We start from the raw sequence: 19,402 nt of genomic DNA on the forward strand, positions 1-19,402 counted from the left end.
ACCATGCCACCAAAACGCGCCTTGGCTACTCCTCTGCGCGTGACCGGAAATACTCGATGATTCGCGCGAAGGTGTCGCCGGTGAATTGTGCAGGTACGAAGCCCTGCTCGTCCTCAATGGCGGTGTTGCCGGCAAAATAGACCACACCGGACCCGTCCGGGGCACGGTTCGGCTCTACCCGTTCGCCATTGATGAAGAAGCTGGGCGTGGCGTTGATGCCATCACGCGCGGCGCGCTGATTGGACTCGTTGATGGCGTCCACCGCGCTCTCATCGGACATGCAGGCGCGAAATTCCTGGTCTGAGAGGCCGGCAGAGCGGGCGATGGTCTGGAATTGCTGACGGGCCTGACCGCGCTGTGCCGCCATGAAGATGGCCTGCTGCTGCTCGAAGAGGACGTCTAGCACGTCGAAATAGCGCTCTTCGCCCGCGCAGCGCGCCAGCATGAAGCCGGCGAGCGCCAGCTCGGCCGAGCCGGTCAGCATTTCGCGGAACACCAGGCGCACCGTGCCGTCTTCGACATAGCGGTTCAGCGTGGGGTAGACGCCCTGATGGAAGGCGGCGCAGCCGCCACAGGCCGTCGAGCCGTACTCGATGAACACCACCGGCGCATCGACCGAGCCACGGGCAAAGTCGCCTTCGCGTTCGAACTCGGTGCGGCCATCGGCGGCCCCTGAATTGCCGCCGCAGGCAGCGAGCGCCAGCGCTGTAGCGGCTGCAAAGGCGGGAATGAAGGAACGGGCGAAGTTGAAAGCCATGGCGAATGCTCCATCCGGTGCGCGCGGTGTTCAGGTTGGCGGCACTCTACTCATAGGGCGCGCCCCAGCGCCAGACTTGAGGGCAGGGCGCTTGCGCGCGGGCATGCGCATTGTTACTCAGGCCGCTCGTTTTCCTGACCCATGTGGAGTACGCGTCTCATGTCCGTTACCGAGGACGATGTCCGCCGGATCGCCCGGCTCGCCCGTATCGCCGAACCTACAGACCGTGTGGCCAAGCTCACTGGCGAGCTGAATGGTATTCTCGACTGGGTCGAGATGCTGAACGAGGTGGATGTCCAGGGCGTAGAGCCGATGACCACGCCGGTCTCCACTCCGCTGCCCATGCGCGAGGACAAGGTGACCGACGGGGAAATCCCGGAAAAAGTCCTGAAGAATGCGCCGAAGGCCGAAGAAGGCTTTTTCGTCGTCCCGAAGAGCGTGGAGTAGGCGGGTATGTCTGACGTGTTTTCTATGAGCCTGCTTCAAGCCCGCGACGCGCTTAGCCGTGGTGATGTTTCCAGCGCCGAGCTGACCGAGGCCCATGTGAAGGCCGCTGAAGCCGCGCAAGGCGCGCTCAACTGCTTCACCGTGATCGATCCCGAGCATGCGCTGGGTATGGCCAAAGCCTCCGATGCGCGCCGGGCCAGGGGCGAGGCGGGCGTGCTGGAAGGCGTGCCGCTGGTCATCAAGGATCTGTTCGCCACGAAGGGCGTGGACACCACCGCCTCCTCCAACATCCTCAAAGGCTTCAAGCCGGAATACGAATCCAGCGTTACGCAGAATCTGTGGGACGCGGGCGCGGTGATGGTCGCCAAATCCTCCATGGACGAGTTCGCCATGGGCTCATCCAACGAGACCGCCGCCACCGGCCCCGTGGTCAATCCGTGGCGCGCCAGGGGTTCCGATGAAAAGCTGGTGCCGGGCGGCTCGTCCGGCGGGTCTGTGTCCGCGCTGGCCGCCGATATAGGCTATGGCGCGACGGGCACAGACACGGGCGGCTCCATCCGCCAGCCTGCGGCCTTTACCGGCCTTGTCGGCGTGAAGCCGACCTATGGCCGCTGCTCGCGCTGGGGCGTGGTGGCGTTCGCCTCCTCGCTGGATCACCCCGGCGCGTTCGGCAAAACGGTGCGCGACAGCGCGCTGCTGACGCAAGTCATGGCGGGTCATGATCCGAAGGATTCCACCAGCTATCCCGGCGCTGTGCCGGACATGCTCGGCGCGTGTGACAAGCCGGTCAAAGGCCTGCGCATTGGCGTGCCGAAGGAATACCGGGTTGATGGCATGCCGGGCGAGATCGACGCGCTCTGGGAAAAGGGCGTGGAGTGGTTGAAGGCGCAAGGCTGCGAGATCGTCGATATCTCCCTGCCGATGACCAAATACGCGCTGCCCGCCTATTACATCATCGCGCCAGCGGAGGCCTCCTCCAACCTCGCGCGCTATGATGGCATGCGCTATGGCCTGCGCGTCGAGGGTGAAGACCTGATCGACACCTATGAGAAGACGCGCGCGGCCGGTTTCGGCAAGGAAGTCCAGCGCCGCATCCTGATTGGCACCTATGTGCTCTCTGCGGGCTATTACGACGCGTATTACGTGAAGGCGCTGAAAGTCCGCCGCCGCATCTATGAGGATTTCCAGGCCGCGTTTGAGAAGGTGGACGCCATCCTCACCCCCACCACGCCCAGCGCCGCGTTCGGCATTGGTTCGAAGTCCAAGGCCGACCCTATCGAGATGTACCTGAACGACATCTTCACGGTGACGGCCAATATAGCCGGTATCCCGGCGATGAGCGTGCCTGCGGGCCTCGATGCGCAAGGCCTGCCGCTGGGCCTGCAGGTCATCACCCGCGCGCTGGACGAGGAAACCATGTTTTCCGTTGCTGCCGCGATTGAAGATGCGGCAGGGTTCACGGCCAAGCCGGAGAGATGGTGGTAGTTTGCGCAGCAACCCAAAGCTGATAGTTTTGATCCCATGGCATATCGCGTAATCGGGTTGGCGATACTATCGGGCGGAACCGGTGTTCTGCTGTTAGCGGCTGCGCTATTTCTACCTGAGTCCCTCAGAACCATGGGCTTGCCCGAAGGGCTTGTGTTGTCCGGCGTACTGGGTGTGGTGTTTGCTGTAATGATCCCGCGCCTTATGGCACCATGCGAAGAGGAATGGAGCGCGAGCTTCGCCGCTCGCCAGAGGAAAGTCCGCTTGCCGCGTGCGGAGCGGCGAACCCGGTAATGGGCCCTCACGCCCAGCTTTTCCGCGATGCGCTGCACGCTTTGTCGCTTGGCGCTGCCGCTTTCGCATTGTTTGGTGATGGTGCATTGGGCACCAATATCGCTTATATTATCGGTGCGGCGGTGCTGCATTTTCTCGCGCACGTCGTGATCGAAGTGGACCGCACGATACAGCAGGAGCGAGCCGGACATGGATGACCTGACCGCCTGGATCGTACTGGGCTGCATGCTGGCCTTCGGTATTGGCGTGGCCGTCTTCTATGGCGAGCAGGCCCGTCAGCTGAAGAATGAGCTGCGCCGCCAGCGCGAAGAGCGTGAGGGCAAGGCGGGTTAGTCCCCGCCGCTTGTTGCAGTCCTGATTTTCATGAACCCCACAGTCATCCTCATACCGCTTTGCGGCCTTGTCATTCTTGGCGCGGCGATCCTGTCGGGCCGGTTTGGCGATGAGACAGGCTTGCGTGCCATCGGGCTCGCTCTGCTGCTATTTGGCGCAGCCGGGATAGGCACGCTCCTGTTTGCCCGGCGGCTCAAACTGTGGGTTGATGGTCTGGCAGAGAACGCACGCAAAGCCGATCAGGACAAGTCCGAGTGAAAGCCATCTGGTATGAAACGCAGGGCGCAGCCAGCGATGTGCTGACGCTGGGCGAGCGGACCGAAGCGGTGCCCGGCCCCGGCGAAGTCGCCGTCACCGTGCAGGCCTCCGGCGTGAACCCGTCTGACGTGAAAATGCGTGGCGGCGCGCGCGGGCCGATGGCCGTGCCGCTGCAGATTCCCCATTCCGATGGCGCAGGGATCATCAAGGCGGTGGGCGAGGGGGTCGACCCCGCCCGCCTTGGCGAGCGTGTATGGCTGTTCAGCGCAGCCTACAAGCGTTCGGGCGGCACATGCGCCGAAGTCTGCGTGCTGCCAGCCGGGCATGCGGTGCCCTTGCCTGACCAGGTATCGGTGAAGGCGGGTGCGGCGCTGGGCATTCCCGCCATGACGGCCCATCGCGCCCTGTTCTGCGATGGCGGTGTTGCGGGCAAGACGGTGCTGGTCACCGGCGGAGCGGGCGCGGTCGGTCACAGCGCCATCCAGATCGCGAAATGGGCAGGCGCGGAGAAAATCATCACGACGGTCTCCAGCGCCGCCAAGGCCGCCATCGCCATGGCCGCCGGCGCGGACCATGTGATCAATTACCGCCAGCAGGATGTGGTGGAAGCGGTTCTGGCCGATACGCAAGGCGCGGGCGCGGATCACATTGTCGAGGTGGAGCTGGGCGGCAATCTGGCGCAGTCAGCGCAAATGATCGCCGAGCATGGCACTATTGCCTGGTATGGCTCGGAAAGCGCGCGCGAGCCGGTGTTCGCCGCCTATCCGCTCATGTTCAGAAATGTCACCTTGCAGGGCATCTTCCTCTACGCGATCACGCCCGAACAGCGCGCCAGCGCCATTGCCGACATTACCAGTGCGCTGGAAGCGGGGCTTTTGCGTCCGCTCATCGATTCTGTCTGGCCTCTGGAAGACACCGTGAAGGCCCATGAGCGCGTGGAGAGCGGCGAGCGCTCCGGCGCCGTCATCGTCCAGCCGGGCGGGGGGTAGCTTGATCACTTGTCATGGCCCGGTTTATCCGGGCCACCCATGCCTGAGAGGCAGCTTTTCCCTCGTCCTTCGAGACGTTCGCTACGCTCACCCTCAGGATGAGGGGAAAAGCGCACTCCAAAGCCCTCATCCTGAGGGGCTTCGTCAGAAGCCGTCTCGAAGGACGAGGGCTGCTCAGGCCTGGGTCCCCCGGATCGCCTCACGCCCCGAGGATGGCAGTCCGTGAGCTTCTGAGCAAAAACCCTAGCCAAACGCGCGCCGTCGCGACATTACATGCGTTGAAAACCATTCCTTCACCCGATGAGACTTGCCATGCCGCTTGATGATGCCACCCACCGCTACACCCTGCCCGGCGCGACCGGGGAGTGGGAGATCGTGATCGGTCTGGAAGTCCACGCGCAGGTGCTCTCCAGCGCCAAGCTGTTTTCTGGTGCGTCCACCGAGTTCGGGGCGGCGCCGAACACCCATGTGAGCCTCGTTGATGCGGCCATGCCCGGCATGCTGCCAGTGATCAACAAGCACTGCGTGGAGCAGGCGGTGAAGACCGGGCTGGGCCTCAACGCGCAGATCAACCGTTTCTCGCGCTTTGACCGGAAGAATTACTTCTACCCCGACCTGCCGCAGGGCTATCAGATCAGCCAGTTCCAGTTCCCGATTGTGGGCGAAGGCGAGATCGTGTGCGAGCGCGATGATGGCTCGCGCTTCACGGTGGGTATTGAGCGGCTGCATCTGGAGCAGGATGCCGGCAAGTCGATCCACGATCTGGATCCGAACGCAACCTATGTGGACCTCAACCGCTCCGGCGTGGCGCTGATGGAGATCGTCTCCAAGCCGCATGTGCGCTCGCCCATCGAGGCAGCCGCCTATGTGCGCACGCTGCGCACCATTGTGCGCTATCTCGATACGTGCGGCGGGGACATGGAAAAGGGCCAGATGCGCGCGGACGTGAACGTGTCGGTCTGCAAGCCCGGCCAGTACGAGAAATTCCGCGAAACCGGCGATTTCAAGCATCTGGGCACGCGCTGCGAGATCAAGAACGTGAACTCGCTGCGCTTCATCATGCAGGCGATCGAGTATGAGGCCCGCCGCCAGATCGACATTATCGAGGAGGGCGGCAAGATCGAGCAACAAACCCGTCTGTTTGACGCCAATACCGGCGTCACGCGGGCCATGCGCTCCAAGGAAGAAGCCCACGATTACCGCTACTTCCCCGATCCCGACCTCTTGCCGCTGGAGCTGGAAGAAAGCTTCATCGAAAACATCCGCGTGAACCTGCCGGAACTCCCCGAAGCCAAGCGCAAGCGCTTTGTCGAGGTGCTGGGCCTGTCCGAATACGACGCCTCGGTGCTGACGGCAGACAAGGACCGGGCGGATTATTTCGAAGCCGTGATCGCGGGCGCGGACGCGAAGCTGTCGGCCAACTGGGTCAACAATGAGCTCTTCGGCCGCCTGAACAAGGAAGGCCTTGGCATCACCGAAAGCCCGGTCAGCCCGGCGCAGCTGGCAAAGCTCGTCAGCCTGATCACCTCCAACGTCATCTCCGGCAAGATCGCCAAGGACGTGTTCGAGATCGTCTGGGCCGAGGGCGGAGACCCCGAACAGATCGTCGAATCCCGGGGTATGAAACAGGTCACCGATACCGGCGCCATCGAGAAGGTGGTGGACGAGCTGATCGCCGCCAATCCTGAGCAGGCCGAGAAGGTGAAGGTCAAACCGCAGACGCTCGGCTGGTTTGTCGGTCAGGTGATGAAGGCGACGGGCGGCAAGGCCAACCCGCAGGCGGTCAACGAGATACTGAGGAATAAGCTGGGGATATAGCGGCGTATGGGCACAGTGCGAACAGGTGGATGTCAGTGCGGTGCGGTCCGGTTCCGGGCCGCTTCGATCCGCGATAATGCCCATGTCTGCCATTGCCGCATGTGCCAGAAAGCCTACGGCAACTTCTTCTCGGCGCTGGTCGGTGTGCCTCTGACGGATTTCGAGTGGACGCGCGGCAAGCCGTCCGTGTTTTCGAGTTCTGAAGACATTGAACGCGGCTTCTGCGCGGCGTGCGGCACGCCCATGAGCTTTTTCCGCGAGGGCAATGCCCATATTTCGCTTTCCATCGGCGCGTTTGACGATCCGGCCTCCGTGCCGCTGGATTTCGAGCTGGGGATTGAAGGCCGCTTGCCGCAAGTGGACCAGCTTGCCTCCCTGCCGAACTTTGGAAGCACCGAGGAGGACGATCCCGAGGGCGCGGAGCTAGCCCGCCGGTCGTCGCACCAGCATCCCGATCACGACACGGATATCTGGCCGCCGGCTGAGCAGTAATGGTCCGGTCAGGCCTGCCGGCGCGCGGGCGCAGGGCATTACTGCAGCCTCTCCCTATTTTTGCCACGCATGGTGTGCATGAATGTCCGGGCAGGGGATGCATTAAGCGGCCCACACCTTGCAAGGGTGTGGGCGACGATACTCACCGAAGTCCCCGCCACTCCGCAGGGACGCGCGTTTGTGGAGACATGCATGGCTGCCACGCGGTCTTTCATCATAGCGGCTGTCCTGCTGGTCGCGGCAATTGCGGCAGCGGGCGTCTATATCGCCACGCGGCCTTCCGCAGACCCGGCCCCGGCGGCGCCTGAGGCTTCCGAGCAGGCCGAACGTGAGGCGCCGCGCCAGCCCGCGACCAGCCTTACCCCGCCCAGCTTTGATGTCGTACGCGTGGATGCACGCGGCAATGCGGTGATTGCCGGGCGCGGCGCGCCGGGTGCCGAGGTGGCTCTGCTGGCCAATCAGAGCGAGCTGACCCGCACCGCCATCACGTCAGCGGGCGAATGGGTCATCATCCTGCAGAACCCGCTGCCCACCGGCACGGTCGAGCTGAGCCTTCTCATGCGCACACCGGATGGTCAGGAAGTGCGCTCCGACCAGGTTGTGGTCGTGTCCGTGCCTGCGTCCCGCGATGAGACGCCTCTGGTGGTGCTCGGCCGGCCGGGCGAGGCCAGCCGCGTGCTGCAAGGTCCTCAGGACGGCGTAGGCGTGGGGCCGCTGGTTCTGGAGACCGTGGATTACGACGAGAATGGCGCCGTTATTTTTTCAGGACGCGCCGAGCCCAATGCCGGAGTGAGAATCCTGGCCAATGGCGAGCTGATTGCCGAAACGCAGGCCGACAGTGCCGGCCGCTGGAGCGTTGCGGCGAGTTCGGGGCTGGAGCCGGGCGTGTACGACCTTCAGCTCGACCAGCTTGATGACGAAGGCCGGGTGACGGCTGTCATCGCCCTGCCGTTCGAAAGGGCTACCCGCGAAGCGCTTTCCATGGGCGGCGAGCGCGTGATTGTACAGCCAGGCAATTCGCTTTGGCGCATCGCTCGCCGGCTTTACGGTGACGGCTTCCAGTACACGGTCATCTACCAGGCAAATCGCGACCAGATTCGTGACCCTGACCTGATTTATCCCGGTCAGGTGCTGGCTGCTCCTGGTGAAAACTGAATTACGCCGCGATTGGTCAAAAGACATTGTTGCGATTGGCTAATCAGCCTATGCATTAAGCATGGCAACACCTAGTGACGTCGTCAAAACGCCCGACAGCCAGCAGCCCGAAGGGCGGCTTGACGAGGCCATTGTCCGTGTAGCGGGGATACTCGCCTCCAGGGACATGGCGCGCTGGCGCTTTCGTATGGTGCTGGCGTTTTTCCTCACGCTCATCGCGAAACTTTTCGCCGTGGCGGCACCTGTCCTGTTCGGACAGGGAATCAATGCGCTCACTGACAGTATCAATACCGGAGTGACGCTCGCCTTCTGGGCTTTTGGCGGCGCCTTTGTAGCGAATGCCCTGGCCCGTTTTGCGTCGACGTCCGCGCCGCAATTGCGCGATTCGCTTTTTGCGCCGGTGTCACAGGACGCCCAGCGGATCATGGCGCTTAAGGGCTTCCTTCACGTCCAGTCGCTCTCTCTGCGCTATCACCAGACGCGCCGGGCCGGGGCGGTGAACCGTATCATTGATCGCGGCGCGAACGCCGTAGACTTCCTGCTGCGTTTCCTGGTTTTCAACATCGTACCGGCTGTGGTGGAGCTGATCCTGGCTGCCACCGTCGCGGCGCTGCTCTATGGCTGGATATTCGCTGTCATTATCGTCGTAGCGGTGGTCGCCTATGCGCTTGTGACGTGGTTCCTCACCGAATGGCGGGTGAAACTGCGCCGCCAGATGAACGAGGCCGACAGCGAGGTAAACGCCCGCGCGGTCGATATTCTCGCCAATTTCGAGACCGTGAAGGCGTTTGCTGCCGAGCGCCGCGAGGCCGAGCGCTACAACGATGCCAAGGGCCGTTACGCCAAGGCGGCGGCCAAGTCCGACCAGAGCCTGAACACGCTCAATATAGTGCAAAGCGCGATCATGAATGGCGGCCTGCTGGCCGTCATGCTGATGGGCGCGCTGCTGGCGCTCGAGGGCCGGTTACAGGTGGGCGATGTGGCCGCGCTGACACTGATGCTGATGAGCGTCTATCAGCCGCTTAACATTCTGGGCTTTGCATATCGCCAGATACGCCAGGCGGCCGTTGATCTGGAAAAGCTGTTCCAGACGCTGACACTGGTGCCAGATGTACAGGACCGGCCTGGCGCAGCTGAACTTGTTGTCACCGATGGCGGCATGGTGTTCGAGAATGTGTCGTTTGCCCATGAGGGACGCTCCCGCTCGGTCGCCAATCTGAGTTTCGAGGTGAAGGGCGGCACGTTCGTCGGCATTGCCGGCCCATCGGGTTCGGGCAAGTCCACCACGCTGCGCCTGCTCTTGCGCTTTTTTGATCCCGATAAGGGCCGTGTGCTGATCGACGGGCAAGACATCGCGCATGTCACGCAGGAAAGCTTGCGAAACGCGATGGGGCTCGTCCCTCAGGATGTCGTGCTGTTCAATGACACGCTGCGCCAGAACCTGCTCTACGGCCGCCCCGATGCGACTGAAGAGCAGTTATGGGACGCGATTGACCGGGCGCGGCTGCGTCAGTTCGTCGAAGACCTCGAAGAAGGCCTGGAGACGCGTGTCGGCGAACGTGGCCTAAAGCTGTCAGGCGGCGAAAAGCAGCGTGTCGGCGTGGCGCGGGCAATTCTGAAAGACCCGCCCATTCTGATCCTTGACGAGGCTACATCTGCGCTGGATTCTGAGACCGAGGGAGACGTGCAGGAAGCCCTCAATGAAGTGATGAAGGGGCGCACGGTCATCTCTGTTGCGCATCGGCTCTCTACAATAGCCCGGGCAGACAAGATCTATGTCCTGCACGAAGGCGGCATTGCCGAGCAGGGAACGCACGACGAGCTGGTGGCTCTGGGCGGCAAGTATGCGACGATGTGGGACCGCCAGATCAAGGCCGTCGATGCGGCCCGCAAAGTGCGTGACGCCACCGCAGCTCGCGAGCGCGCACTGTAGTTGCCAGACCGCCATTCCCGGCCGGTTCAGTTCCTGTAAACGCCTTTTTCCTATGGTCGCCGCGATTTAGTGACTGAGGGATCGCGCGTGGGACGCTCTGTGGAGACTCGGAATTGGCGTATTACCTCCGAGCGGGTGGGCAGCGTCGACTGGCAGGATGCCATGGAATCGTTCGCGCTCTACGCGGCTCTGGTCGAGGACGAGGGCGCACGCGAAGTTCTGATGAACATGAGCGGGGCCGAGATACTCATCTCGCATTCGGAAGCCCCTGAGCTTGCCCGTATGTTTGCCCGCGAGACGCCGCCAACCCTTGCCATAGCCATTGTCCGCCCCAGCCATAGCAATGACGCGCGCTTCATCGAGGTGTTCACTGAAGAACTGCGGCGCGCGGGACGTATAGTCGGTCTGTTTGAAACGCTCGCCGAAGCCGATGCCTTTCTGCTGGCTCAACGCCAGGAGGGGGCAGCCGGTGAGCCGGCCGCGCCCGGTCCGCTGGCCTGGCTGAAAAAGCTGATAGCCGGTTAAGCTTCAACCCGTTGCGGTGATCCTGCCATCAGGCCCGGTTTTAAACTGGCCAAGTGTTTCAGCGCGAAACCGCTTGCCGTCAAAGCGGTGTGCGATAACGTCGATCTCATCGCCGGACAGGATGATTTCGCTGAATGAGGGCTGGCCCTCACGCAGCCGCGTGGACAGCGTTCCGGCTGTCAGCGACAGGTACGAGCCTTGTGAATAGCTGTGCAGATCCGCCGATGCGCCGTGCACGTGACCTGACAGGACTAGCCGAACCGGGCTGGGTGCCACCATGGCGCTTGCCTTGATTCCACGGGCAGTTCGGGTGTGCAGGGGGGCGGTGACAGGCGGTTTGAAGGGATGGTGGCATACCAGTATGCCCGGCTGCTCGCCGATTTCATTCAGCGCGATTCTCAGCTGGGTGGAACTGATCGAGCCTTCAGCCCAATTGGAGCGCGCCTGCCACCCCCGCGCCGAGTTCAGCCCCGCCGCCCGCCATGGGCCAATGTCGAGAGAAGCGCTGCGGTCAGAGAAATAGCGGGCAAACCGCGAAAACGGCCGAGACACGCGTGAGACCGCATTCAAGAGAGGCGTGTCATGATTGCCGGGCACGACAAGCTGAGGCACCTCGAACTGGTCCAGCCAGTTGCGTGCGGCCTCAAACTCGGAGCGCTTCCCGCGCTGGGTGAGGTCGCCGCAGATCATCAGGGCAGCGGGCGCACTGTCCGCGATAATCCCCGCTGCAGCATTCATGGCGCCGGGGTCCTCGGTGCCGAAGTGAAGGTCGGCCAATTGGAATAGACGTATCATGCCTTGCGAGCTGTCAGCACCCTTGCTGCTTTCCGGACCAGCACAAAACGGGCGTTTCGCGGCAGGGTCACGGGTTCACCGTCCAGTGTGGCCTCAATTCCTGTGGATTCAAGGGCCTCGACATCCACCCGGGATGCAAAGTCGCGTTCAACACCCCATGCGTGGCGCCAGTCGGCCAGCAGGCCGGTAAGGCCGGTATAGGCAAGATCAAGCAACCCCTCGGGCGCCGTCGCAAGCACATCAAAGCCTGGCCGGCCCGGATCCTCTGACAGGAATATTCCCAGGGCCTGCGCGTCATGCTGGTTGCCCGTGTCGGCGATGCAGCGCATGGGCGTATCCAGCCCAAAGGCATTGGCCTCGCCCAACTCGGTGACGGCCTGAAAAATGTCAGCCTTGCGAAGCGCCTCGCGGGGGGCAGCAAGGCGCGTCAGCCCGCCTAGCAGTGCACCGACATAAAAGCGGTGCTCCAGCACTTCGCCAGCGGCGATATCCATCTCGACCGGGTTTTCCAGCACCGACCTGAGACACGTGCCGGCGTCCATATCGCCACCGTGCACGAGTTTGTGCAGCATGTTCATCGTGCCGCCGGGCAGTGGCAGTATGGGCGGATCATCCGGGCCAAGCGTGTTGAGTGCACACGCTGCTGTGCCGTCTCCGCCCCAGACGATTATCGTGTCTGCTTCCTGTTCGAGAGCGCGCTGGCACGCCGCCTCGCAATCATGGTCGATGACCTCAAAGCTGGCCGACACGCCAAGGTCTACCAGCAGCGCCTCCAGCATATGATGTCCGTCGGCAGGCACGCTTCCGCCATTGGGGTTGAGCACCACGCATGCGCGCGTGATCTGTCTGACGTTCGCCGGCCGGATGGCAGTCTCTGTGTTCGGGGTCATGCTGCTCCATAACGCTGCGCGCCGGGTGAGGTTCCTCTCGTGATGTAAACCATTTCTCATTCAACGCCCCTTAATTCATTTGCGCGAAGGGAACAGGCCATGACAGCGGCAACGGCAATCAGAGCGGTCACGCAAGAGGACCTTCCCGACATTGTCCGGCTGGTGAATTCATGTGGTTTTCCCGCCCGCTCGGCAGAAGGATGGCGCTGGGTGCTGTTTGGCAATCCGCAGCAGGGCGATATCCCGTCCGGCTGGGTTTATGAAAAGGCGGGCAGCGTCACCGGATTCCTCGGCAATTTCGTCAATCGCTATCGCTGCGGTTCTGCGCGCTACGCCATTGCGACAGGTCATACTGTGATTACCGATCCGGTCAGAGGACGCCAGTCCGGTCTCAAGCTCATTCGTCACGGCATGGCTCAGCCGGACGTTGATGCCTTTGTCACGCTGAACAATAACGCTCTTTCTGCTCCGCTGCTTCCTCGGGTCGGAGCGTTGCCCTGGCTGGGGCCCTCGGGGCGCGAATGGGCCGAGTGGATATTGCGCCCCTCGCGTGCCGTGCGCGCCCTCCTGCCGTCTGCCGGACAGGCAGAGCGTTTTGATTGTCATCCCGGCTTTGCTTTCCCCGTCGAGGGAAGGCGCGGCGGCATCATGTTTGTCTCGCTGGACGATGTGGGCGATGACGAACTCGCGGCGATCACGGCGGACGATGTTCTGGTCCGGCAGATTGATTCTGTATCGCTGCGCTATCGCCTGTCTGACCCTGACCGGCGCGGCGGCATGAGCTATGTCATCGCCAGGTCGGGCGGACGGGTGTTGGCGCTGGCGGCCCTGCTGATCACCAAACCATCGCCGGAGCGGCTGGACCATGCGGAGATCGTCGACTGGGCGGGTTCTGCGTGCCAGGCCGGCGTCAGGGCGCAACAAGCCCTGCTGCGCCATCTGGCGAGAACGGCCCGGCAGGCGGGTGCCTCAAAGTTACGCCTTCACTTTCCGTCAAGCGTCCCCGCAGCTGTTCTGCAGGCGGCAGGGCCTTATTTGCGGCGCTCGCACGGGCATGACCCCTGTCATGGACATATGAAAAATGGCGCGCTTGCCGGATGGCAGCCTGGCCCCGGCGATGCGGACTATTTCTTCGCGTACAGGATACCGCCCGCGCTGTTCGCAGCGGGGGAACAGCCAGATGACATCATGCGCTGATCTGTAGGGAAACTCGCTGCGATGGCTCCCCGGGCCGGGCTCGAACCAGCGACAGGCGGATTAACAGTCCGCTGCTCTACCAACTGAGCTACCGGGGAACACTCTCGCAAGCGAGGTGGGGTCTTTAGCAATACGGGTTGGGTCCCGCAAGGCGCTTTTGCCGTTAATTCCGGCAGAAGTTTCAGTCCCTGAAACCGGAACAAAAAAATCGGGAGCCGCAAGGCTCCCGAAAAGGCATGGGTGGATGGTGGGGTGTCTTCAAGAAGAAGACGAGATCACATTAACGATTCGATGGTTAATATCTCGCTAACGCTATCGGCCGGGCGATATAAATGACTCATCGCTCTGACCGGGAGCTTAACGGATGGCTCGCGGTTCGTCCTGATCTGGGCTAGGCTTGTCAGTCAATGCGACGTCACACGGGAGACAGCGCCATGAGCGACACGCACGACAACCCGGAAATGGTCAATGGCCGATATACGAGCTTTTCGGCCTTCTTTCCCTTTTACCTGCGCGAACACGCCATTCCGGCGACGCGCTACTGGCACTTTGTCGGCACGGTGCTGGCGCCGTTGGTGCTGATCTGGGCGCTGGCCACGCAGACCTGGTGGGCGCTGCTGCTGGTGCCGGTCACAGGATATTTCTTCGCCTGGGTCAGCCACGCCTTTATCGAGCGCAACAAGCCGGCGACATTCACCTATCCGCTCTGGTCGCTGATAGGCGACTACAAGATGTTCTGGCTGTGGGTCACGGGCCGTCTGGACGCCGAGCTGGAAAAGGCCGGTGTGACAGACCACCCGCATGCGCGTCAGGGCGCATAGCCCCGTTCAGAGAGCAGGGGGGCAGTTGGAGGCGCCACCCGGAATCGAACCGGGGTACAAGGATTTGCAGTCCTCTGCGTCACCACTCCGCCATGGCGCCTCTTGTGGTGGGCGTAGAGCTATAGCGAGGCGGCTCGCCGGCTGCAACGCGCTTTGCAGAAAGATGCGCACCAGTGCCGCATATGAGGCTCAGCGGCAGCGTTGCACATTGTTGGCGGGCCACGATATAAGCGCGCGTCTTTGATTTATAGCGGACGGTCATCCCATGAGTGAGCTCGCCGAAGCCAGACGGCAAATGGTTGCCTCCCAGATTCGCCCTGCCGATGTCACCGACCGGCGCCTGCAGGATGCGATGCTCGCCATTCCGCGTGAACGATTCCTGCCCCGTTCAATGGCCGGATCGGCGTATGCCGATATGGAGATTGATCTGGGTGAGGGGCGCCGTTTCATGCGGCCGCGTGATTTTGCCAAGCTGGTGCAGGCACTTGGTGTCAAGCCGGGCGAGTTGGTGCTCGACCTGGCGTGCGCCCGTGGCTACTCCACGGCGATCCTGTCCCGGCTTTGCGAAACCGTTATCGGTATAGAGTCCAACGAGTCCTTCGCCTCCAAGGCTGAGGGCGCGCTCAGCGATATCGGTGCGGACAATGCCGTGATTGTGACTGGCGACATCAAAAAAGGTGCGCCGGAACAGGGCCCGTTTGACGTTATACTGGTGAACGGTGCTGTTGAGCTGGTACCGGACGCTTGGTTGTCGCAGCTCGCAGATGATGGCCGTCTGGGCGTGATTGTGAGGGAAAACGGTGTCGGCCGGGCAAGAGTTTATACGCGCAAGAGTGGCGTAGTGGGCAGCCGTGTGGTCTTCGATTCGATGACCTCGCTTCTTCCCGGCTTCGAGCGCGAACCCGAGTTTTCGCTTTAAAAAGTGAACGGTGTTCACTTTTTTCTTGGCAATTTACGTGCGGGGATGGAATTTCAGGGCGTAGCGCCCATGTAGACGGGGCCGGGGTGGTCGTGAACCGTGAGAGGGACGCATGAAATTTCCGATAGGCTTTATGCTGGCCGCCGGGCTGGGGCTGAGCGGTCTGGCAGCCGGCGCGAGCGCCCAGACACTCAATGAAACACTTGAAGCGGCTTACCGCACCAGCCCCGTGCTGGCTGCAGAGCGCGCCCGTCTGCGTCAGGCAAGTGAAGGCGTGGTGCAGGCGCGCGCAGCGCGGCTGCCTACACTGTCTGCCAGCGCCGGCATCTCTGACGGGGAGAGCTGGGGGCCGGGAAGCGGCGCGGGCGGAAGTGGCGGTGATGTCAGCTATTCGCTCAGCGCCAGCCAGAGCCTCTATTCCGGCGGTAGCATTGATGCCTCTGTCGATCAGGCCCTGAACCGTATCGAGGCCAGCCGCTGGAATGTGGTCAGTACTGAACAGGACGTCATCCTGTCGGCGATTGCCGTTCACCTGGATGTCGTACGCGATACCGCCATTGTGGATATCCGCCGCAACAATGTGGACGTACTCGCCGAGCAGCTGCGCGCCGCGCGTGACCGTTTCGAGGTGGGTGAAATCACCCGCACGGACGTTGCACAGGCCGAGGCGCGCGTATCAGGTGCCCAGGCACAGCTCTCTGCGGCGCAGGCCACGCTTGCCGCCTCAAGGGCAGGTTATGAGCGGGTAACGGGCGTTACGCCTCTGGATGTCGAGCAGCCTGAAAGCCAGCCCGATGTGCCTGAAACGCTGGCCATCGCCGCTGACGTGGCGCTGGAAAGCAATCCGCTTTTGCTCTCGGCCCTGTTTAATGAGCAGGCAAGCCAGGCGGGTATCCGCCTTGCCCGTTCGGCCCTGCGTCCGGATGTGGCTCTGTCTGCTTCAGCGTCAGAATCGCGCGAGTCCGATTTCACGGGCCGTGGACGCGGATCGGTCACGGTTGGCGCGCGCGTCTCCATGCCCATCTTCACCGGCGGGCTCAACGAATCGCGGATCCGTCAGGCCGTCGCTGCGGCGGATGAATCCCGCCTTCAGGTACTCAATGTGCGCCGCGCAGTGGCTGAAGGCATCTCCAACGCCTGGAACAGCTATCTGGCGGCAGAAGCGGTGATCATCTCCAGCCGTGAAGCGGTGCGCGCCAACGAGATTGCGTTCGAGGGCGTGCGTCAGGAGGCTTTTGTCGGCCTGCGCACCACGCTGGATGTGCTCAATGCCGAGCAGGAATTGCTCAATTCCCGCCTTGAGCTGGTACGGGCAGAGCGGGACTATCAGGTTGCCGCCTACGCGCTGTTGCAGGCTATGGGGCGGCTGACCGCCGAGCAGGTGGGGCTTGAGCCCTATGAAGAGGCCAATGCAGGTGAAAATCGCCGGTTCTGGCCTAACTTCCCTTTAACGGGCGGTAATTAGGGTCTGTTCCAGCACACGCAGTGCTGGACATCCTGGCAAGGGCATTCCAAGCTTGGCCCAGCGTCAAGCTAACCCCCTCGTGACCATCCGAAGGACCTGTTTCATGGCCCAGAGCAACGCAGAACAAGAACCGACCATGGAGGAAATCCTGGCCTCCATCCGGCGTATCATCAACGAGGATGATGAGCCGCAAGCCGAGGCTGCGCCTGCCGCTCCCCAGCCTGCAGCAGAACCGGAACCCCAAGCTGAGCCCGCGTTCGAGGCCGCGCCCGAACCCGAACCTGAGCCTGAGCCGCAGGCTGAGGAATCGGTTTTTGATGATGATGTTCTGGAACTCACTGACCGGGTCGAGGAAGAAACCGAAGGCACCTCGCCCATGGCGATTGCCGACGATCTGATGATTGTGGACCGCGAGGAAGAACTTGCGTCAGCGCCCGAACCTGAACCCGAGCCGGAGCCCGAACCCGTAATGGCCGAAGCCCCTAAACCCTCCCCTGCCGAGGACGATGAAAGCCTGCTTGCCGAGCCGGCCGCCAGCGCGGCTGCCGGGGCGTTTGCGGCCCTGACCGAGAATCTGCGTGTCAGCAGTGACAATGGCCAGACGCTGGAAGGTATTGTGCGTGAGCTGATGCGCCCGATGCTCAAGCAATGGCTTGATGAAAACCTGCCCTCCATCGTTGAGGCGAAGGTGCAAGAAGAGATCGAGCGCGTGGCGCGCCGCCGCCGCTAGTCTGCATTGGTTGATCCGCCCCCGATTGGGGCTGGCACCTGTCACAGACGCCCCCTAAAAAGGGCGTCTGTTTCGTTACGGGGTAGGTGTTTTGCGTGATTTTGACACTGTCTGGGCTGAGCTGGAGCCTTGGCTTGCGGGGCTGGAAAGCCGGCGCGAGGCGGTGGTGCGCCGGCTGATTACCGGGCTGTCGATAGCCATTCCCGGTGGCATTGTGGTGGCACTGATCCTGCTGGCTGCCGGTGCGCCGGGCGGCTTGGCGATGTTAGGGGGCGTTGTTCCCGCAGGGGCCTTTGCGGCTTTCATGTCGTCGCCGTTCAACGCCCTTCGCACCGAGGTCAAGCACGGGCTCAATAATCGCCTCGCTGAAACGTTTTCGCTGCGCTATGCGCCCAAGCCGAACAATCCCGCGCACTTTGACAGTTTCCGCAGCCACGGCCTGATCCCCCGCTCTGACCAGCGCGAGTTTGAGGACCATTTCTCGGGCGAGGCGCATGGTGCCGGGTTCGAGCTCTACGAAGCCGAGCTGAAGCAGCGCCGGCGCAGCCGCAAGCGCACCTATTACGTTACCGTGTTCCGCGGCGTGCTGATCCGCATCGCCTTCCCGCGCACGATTGAGGGCGTCACCCTGATCACTCGCGATCAGGGCATATTCAATGCGCTGGACGGGCTTATGCGGTCAGCCAATGGCCGCAGGCTGGAGCGCATCGGCCTGGTCGACCCCAAGTTTGAGCGCATCTTCCAAGTCTACGGCACCGATCAGGTCATGGCGCGCTATCTGATGACGCCAACCTTCATGGAACGGGTGCTGGCGCTGGAGACGGCGTTGAAGGGCAAGAATGTACGCGGCGTCTTTGACGAGGCGCTGGCTGACGGGTTCGGCAGAGGCGAGCTTCTGCTGGCCGCCGAGACGGGCAATCTTTTCGAGCCGGGCTCGCTGTTCAAGCCCCTCAATGTCCGCAGCCGGGTCGAGACGCTCTATCGCGATTTCGAGCTGATCGAGGAGATTATCGCTCTGGTGCTGGCGCCGGACGAAAAGCCCGAATGGATGGCCTGAGCCCGGCCGCGCCTGTCCGTCAGCCCGCCTGCAAATCCCCATAAAAATCAGCTACACACGACATTATGTCAGGTGTGGTTGACATGTTTGCGCGTTGATGTCAGCTTTGCCTTACAAATAGGGTGCTGAACCTGACACAAAGGATGTGGGATTATGAAGAAAGCAATGTTGAAATCGCTGGCCGCCGCGCTGGCTGTTGCCGTCACGGCTGTTGCAGCCAGTGCGCAGGACCGTTTCGTCGTGGAGCGCCATGGCGATGCCGGCGCGCAGACCGTGCTGTTCGTGCCGGGCCTGGCATCCTCCGGTCAGACGTGGGACGGCGCTGTGGGCGATCTGGGCGAAAGCGCGGATATTCACGTTTTCACGCTGGCGGGTTTCGCGGGCGTGCCGGCGGTTGAAACGGGCAGTGACGGTTTTATCGCCAGCGCTGCCGGGGCCATCTCGGACTATATTGCCCAGGGCGGATACTCCGATGTCGTCCTGGTCGGGCACTCGCTTGGCGGGCAGGTGGCGCTGCAGGTCGCGGCGCGCTCCTCGGATGCCGTGAGCGCCGTGATGGTGGTCGATTCGGTGCCCTTCTATGCGCGCCTGTTCAACCCGGCCGCCACGCCGGAGCAGGCAGCGGCGAGCGGCGAGATGTTTGCTGCACAGATGAGCAATCTGCCTCGTGAGCAGTTTCTTGCGATGATGGGGCAGGGGCTTCCCGTGCAGAGTCTCGATACCGGCTTTCACGCTACGCTGACCGAATGGTTCGCCGCTTCCGATCAAGCCGTTATCGCTGCAGCGTTCGCTGAAGTGTCTGGCTCGGACTTCTCGCCCGTACTGGAAGGGGTCGATGTGCCGGTTCTGGTGCTCGCGCCGTGGGCACCCGGCGCGCCTGTGGATGCTGAAACCCTGCAGACGATGTATGCAGCCCAGTATGCGCCACTGGAGAACGGCAGTGTCGAGATCGTCGAGGGCGCACGCCATTTCCTGATGATCGACCAGCCTGCCGCGTTCAATGCGCGCCTTGCGCGCTTCCTTGCTGACAACCGCTAGAGAC

21 protein-coding genes and 2 tRNA genes are annotated in these 19,402 nt (G+C 62.5%); 18 read left to right on the forward strand and 5 right to left on the reverse strand.

Translation table 11 applies throughout. The features are described from left to right. Window positions 1-25: 25 nt before the first annotated feature. Complete coding sequence (locus ACTIGC_RS06330; protein ID WP_439633607.1) at window positions 26-757, reverse strand: DsbA family protein; 732 nt, start codon at window positions 755-757, stop codon at window positions 26-28. Window positions 758-916: 159 nt separating this feature from the next. On the opposite strand from ACTIGC_RS06330, the gene gatC reads away from it, so the two are divergent. From gatC to ACTIGC_RS06385, 11 genes are all read left to right on the forward strand, one after another. After that, a complete protein-coding gene (gatC, locus tag ACTIGC_RS06335; protein WP_439633608.1) occupies window positions 917-1,204 on the forward strand; it encodes an Asp-tRNA(Asn)/Glu-tRNA(Gln) amidotransferase subunit GatC in 288 nt (95 codons plus the stop codon). A gap of 6 nt (window positions 1,205-1,210) precedes the next feature. Further along, window positions 1,211-2,689, forward strand: coding sequence for an Asp-tRNA(Asn)/Glu-tRNA(Gln) amidotransferase subunit GatA (gatA, locus tag ACTIGC_RS06340; protein WP_439633609.1), 1,479 nt, complete (start codon window positions 1,211-1,213; stop codon window positions 2,687-2,689). A 224-nt stretch (window positions 2,690-2,913) separates the two neighbouring features. Further along, window positions 2,914-3,180, forward strand: coding sequence for a hypothetical protein (locus ACTIGC_RS06345; RefSeq protein WP_439633610.1), 267 nt, complete (start codon window positions 2,914-2,916; stop codon window positions 3,178-3,180). Then, window positions 3,173-3,316: a hypothetical protein gene (locus ACTIGC_RS06350; protein ID WP_371394139.1), complete on the forward strand. Its 144-nt coding sequence runs from the start codon at window positions 3,173-3,175 to the stop codon at window positions 3,314-3,316. The genes ACTIGC_RS06345 and ACTIGC_RS06350 overlap by 8 nt, the downstream gene beginning before the upstream one ends. 30 nt (window positions 3,317-3,346) lie before the next feature. After that, window positions 3,347-3,574 (forward strand): hypothetical protein, encoded by a 228-nt coding sequence (locus ACTIGC_RS06355; RefSeq protein ID WP_439633611.1) that lies wholly within the window; start codon window positions 3,347-3,349, stop codon window positions 3,572-3,574. After that, on the forward strand, window positions 3,571-4,563 hold the full coding sequence (locus ACTIGC_RS06360) for an NADPH:quinone reductase (RefSeq protein WP_439633612.1): 993 nt from the start codon (window positions 3,571-3,573) through the stop codon (window positions 4,561-4,563). Before ACTIGC_RS06355 ends, ACTIGC_RS06360 begins: the two co-directional genes overlap by 4 nt. 312 nt (window positions 4,564-4,875) lie before the next feature. Further along, window positions 4,876-6,381, forward strand: a complete 1,506-nt coding sequence (gatB, locus tag ACTIGC_RS06365; RefSeq protein WP_439633613.1) for an Asp-tRNA(Asn)/Glu-tRNA(Gln) amidotransferase subunit GatB — start codon at window positions 4,876-4,878, stop codon at window positions 6,379-6,381. 6 nt (window positions 6,382-6,387) lie between these two features. Further along, window positions 6,388-6,873 (forward strand): GFA family protein, encoded by a 486-nt coding sequence (locus ACTIGC_RS06370; RefSeq protein WP_439633614.1) that lies wholly within the window; start codon window positions 6,388-6,390, stop codon window positions 6,871-6,873. Window positions 6,874-7,065: 192 nt separating this feature from the next. Beyond that, window positions 7,066-8,028: a LysM peptidoglycan-binding domain-containing protein gene (locus ACTIGC_RS06375; RefSeq protein WP_439633615.1), complete on the forward strand. Its 963-nt coding sequence runs from the start codon at window positions 7,066-7,068 to the stop codon at window positions 8,026-8,028. Window positions 8,029-8,089: 61 nt separating this feature from the next. Then, on the forward strand, window positions 8,090-9,961 hold the full coding sequence (locus ACTIGC_RS06380; protein ID WP_439633616.1) for an ABCB family ABC transporter ATP-binding protein/permease: 1,872 nt from the start codon (window positions 8,090-8,092) through the stop codon (window positions 9,959-9,961). A gap of 99 nt (window positions 9,962-10,060) precedes the next feature. Continuing rightward, entirely contained in the window at window positions 10,061-10,486 is a 426-nt protein-coding gene (locus ACTIGC_RS06385) for a hypothetical protein (RefSeq protein ID WP_439633617.1), read from the forward strand. A 3-nt stretch (window positions 10,487-10,489) separates the two neighbouring features. Here ACTIGC_RS06385 and ACTIGC_RS06390 read toward each other — a convergent pair whose 3' ends face one another. Both ACTIGC_RS06390 and ACTIGC_RS06395 read right to left on the reverse strand, forming a co-directional pair. Further along, on the reverse strand, window positions 10,490-11,281 hold the full coding sequence (locus ACTIGC_RS06390) for a metallophosphoesterase family protein (RefSeq protein WP_439633618.1): 792 nt from the start codon (window positions 11,279-11,281) through the stop codon (window positions 10,490-10,492). Continuing rightward, the gene (locus ACTIGC_RS06395) at window positions 11,278-12,171 is read right to left on the reverse strand and encodes a diacylglycerol/lipid kinase family protein (protein ID WP_439633619.1); all 894 of its coding nucleotides are present in this window, start codon (window positions 12,169-12,171) and stop codon (window positions 11,278-11,280) included. Before ACTIGC_RS06395 ends, ACTIGC_RS06390 begins: the two co-directional genes overlap by 4 nt. A gap of 99 nt (window positions 12,172-12,270) precedes the next feature. Between ACTIGC_RS06395 and ACTIGC_RS06400 the strand changes: the two genes are divergently transcribed. Then, on the forward strand, window positions 12,271-13,368 hold the full coding sequence (locus ACTIGC_RS06400; protein ID WP_439633620.1) for a hypothetical protein: 1,098 nt from the start codon (window positions 12,271-12,273) through the stop codon (window positions 13,366-13,368). A gap of 22 nt (window positions 13,369-13,390) precedes the next feature. On the opposite strand, the gene ACTIGC_RS06405 is transcribed toward ACTIGC_RS06400, so the two are convergent. Next, window positions 13,391-13,466: transfer RNA gene (locus ACTIGC_RS06405), tRNA-Asn, on the reverse strand. A gap of 336 nt (window positions 13,467-13,802) precedes the next feature. Here ACTIGC_RS06405 and ACTIGC_RS06410 point away from each other — a divergent pair. After that, window positions 13,803-14,189 carry an Mpo1-like protein gene (locus tag ACTIGC_RS06410; protein WP_439633621.1) on the forward strand — a complete coding sequence of 129 codons (387 nt, stop codon included), beginning with the start codon at window positions 13,803-13,805 and terminating at the stop codon, window positions 14,187-14,189. Window positions 14,190-14,215: 26 nt separating this feature from the next. Here ACTIGC_RS06410 and ACTIGC_RS06415 read toward each other — a convergent pair. Continuing rightward, window positions 14,216-14,289: transfer RNA gene (locus ACTIGC_RS06415), tRNA-Cys, on the reverse strand. A gap of 165 nt (window positions 14,290-14,454) precedes the next feature. On the opposite strand from ACTIGC_RS06415, the gene ACTIGC_RS06420 reads away from it, so the two are divergent. The 5 genes from ACTIGC_RS06420 (at window position 14,455) to ACTIGC_RS06440 (ending at window position 19,398) form a co-directional block, all read left to right on the forward strand. Continuing rightward, window positions 14,455-15,108, forward strand: coding sequence for a protein-L-isoaspartate O-methyltransferase family protein (locus ACTIGC_RS06420; protein ID WP_439633622.1), 654 nt, complete (start codon window positions 14,455-14,457; stop codon window positions 15,106-15,108). A gap of 112 nt (window positions 15,109-15,220) precedes the next feature. Continuing rightward, window positions 15,221-16,573, forward strand: a complete 1,353-nt coding sequence (locus tag ACTIGC_RS06425; RefSeq protein ID WP_439633623.1) for a TolC family outer membrane protein — start codon at window positions 15,221-15,223, stop codon at window positions 16,571-16,573. A 103-nt stretch (window positions 16,574-16,676) separates the two neighbouring features. Continuing rightward, window positions 16,677-17,303: a DUF2497 domain-containing protein gene (locus ACTIGC_RS06430; RefSeq protein ID WP_439633624.1), complete on the forward strand. Its 627-nt coding sequence runs from the start codon at window positions 16,677-16,679 to the stop codon at window positions 17,301-17,303. A 91-nt stretch (window positions 17,304-17,394) separates the two neighbouring features. After that, window positions 17,395-18,360 carry a DUF3137 domain-containing protein gene (locus tag ACTIGC_RS06435; RefSeq protein ID WP_439633625.1) on the forward strand — a complete coding sequence of 322 codons (966 nt, stop codon included), beginning with the start codon at window positions 17,395-17,397 and terminating at the stop codon, window positions 18,358-18,360. 153 nt (window positions 18,361-18,513) lie between these two features. Next, complete coding sequence (locus tag ACTIGC_RS06440) at window positions 18,514-19,398, forward strand: alpha/beta fold hydrolase (protein WP_439633626.1); 885 nt, start codon at window positions 18,514-18,516, stop codon at window positions 19,396-19,398. Window positions 19,399-19,402: the final 4 nt, after the last annotated feature.

Origin of the sequence: Glycocaulis sp. (assembly GCF_051859565.1) — a bacterium.
In the GTDB taxonomy this organism is placed as follows: Bacteria; Pseudomonadota; Alphaproteobacteria; order Caulobacterales; family Maricaulaceae; genus Glycocaulis.

Coding starts and splice junctions, on each gene's coding strand:
- ACTIGC_RS06330 (WP_439633607.1), bottom strand. CDS start 757: ATGGCTTTCAACTTCGCCCGTTCCTTCATTCCCGCCTTTGCAGCCGCT.
- gatC (WP_439633608.1), top strand. CDS start 917: ATGTCCGTTACCGAGGACGATGTCCGCCGGATCGCCCGGCTCGCCCGT.
- gatA (WP_439633609.1), top strand. CDS start 1,211: ATGTCTGACGTGTTTTCTATGAGCCTGCTTCAAGCCCGCGACGCGCTT.
- ACTIGC_RS06345 (WP_439633610.1), top strand. CDS start 2,914: ATGGAGCGCGAGCTTCGCCGCTCGCCAGAGGAAAGTCCGCTTGCCGCG.
- ACTIGC_RS06350 (WP_371394139.1), top strand. CDS start 3,173: ATGGATGACCTGACCGCCTGGATCGTACTGGGCTGCATGCTGGCCTTC.
- ACTIGC_RS06355 (WP_439633611.1), top strand. CDS start 3,347: ATGAACCCCACAGTCATCCTCATACCGCTTTGCGGCCTTGTCATTCTT.
- gatB (WP_439633613.1), top strand. CDS start 4,876: ATGCCGCTTGATGATGCCACCCACCGCTACACCCTGCCCGGCGCGACC.
- ACTIGC_RS06370 (WP_439633614.1), top strand. CDS start 6,388: ATGGGCACAGTGCGAACAGGTGGATGTCAGTGCGGTGCGGTCCGGTTC.
- ACTIGC_RS06375 (WP_439633615.1), top strand. CDS start 7,066: ATGGCTGCCACGCGGTCTTTCATCATAGCGGCTGTCCTGCTGGTCGCG.
- ACTIGC_RS06380 (WP_439633616.1), top strand. CDS start 8,090: ATGGCAACACCTAGTGACGTCGTCAAAACGCCCGACAGCCAGCAGCCC.
- ACTIGC_RS06390 (WP_439633618.1), bottom strand. CDS start 11,281: ATGATACGTCTATTCCAATTGGCCGACCTTCACTTCGGCACCGAGGAC.
- ACTIGC_RS06395 (WP_439633619.1), bottom strand. CDS start 12,171: ATGACCCCGAACACAGAGACTGCCATCCGGCCGGCGAACGTCAGACAG.
- ACTIGC_RS06400 (WP_439633620.1), top strand. CDS start 12,271: ATGACAGCGGCAACGGCAATCAGAGCGGTCACGCAAGAGGACCTTCCC.
- ACTIGC_RS06410 (WP_439633621.1), top strand. CDS start 13,803: ATGAGCGACACGCACGACAACCCGGAAATGGTCAATGGCCGATATACG.
- ACTIGC_RS06420 (WP_439633622.1), top strand. CDS start 14,455: ATGAGTGAGCTCGCCGAAGCCAGACGGCAAATGGTTGCCTCCCAGATT.
- ACTIGC_RS06425 (WP_439633623.1), top strand. CDS start 15,221: ATGAAATTTCCGATAGGCTTTATGCTGGCCGCCGGGCTGGGGCTGAGC.
- ACTIGC_RS06430 (WP_439633624.1), top strand. CDS start 16,677: ATGGCCCAGAGCAACGCAGAACAAGAACCGACCATGGAGGAAATCCTG.
- ACTIGC_RS06440 (WP_439633626.1), top strand. CDS start 18,514: ATGAAGAAAGCAATGTTGAAATCGCTGGCCGCCGCGCTGGCTGTTGCC.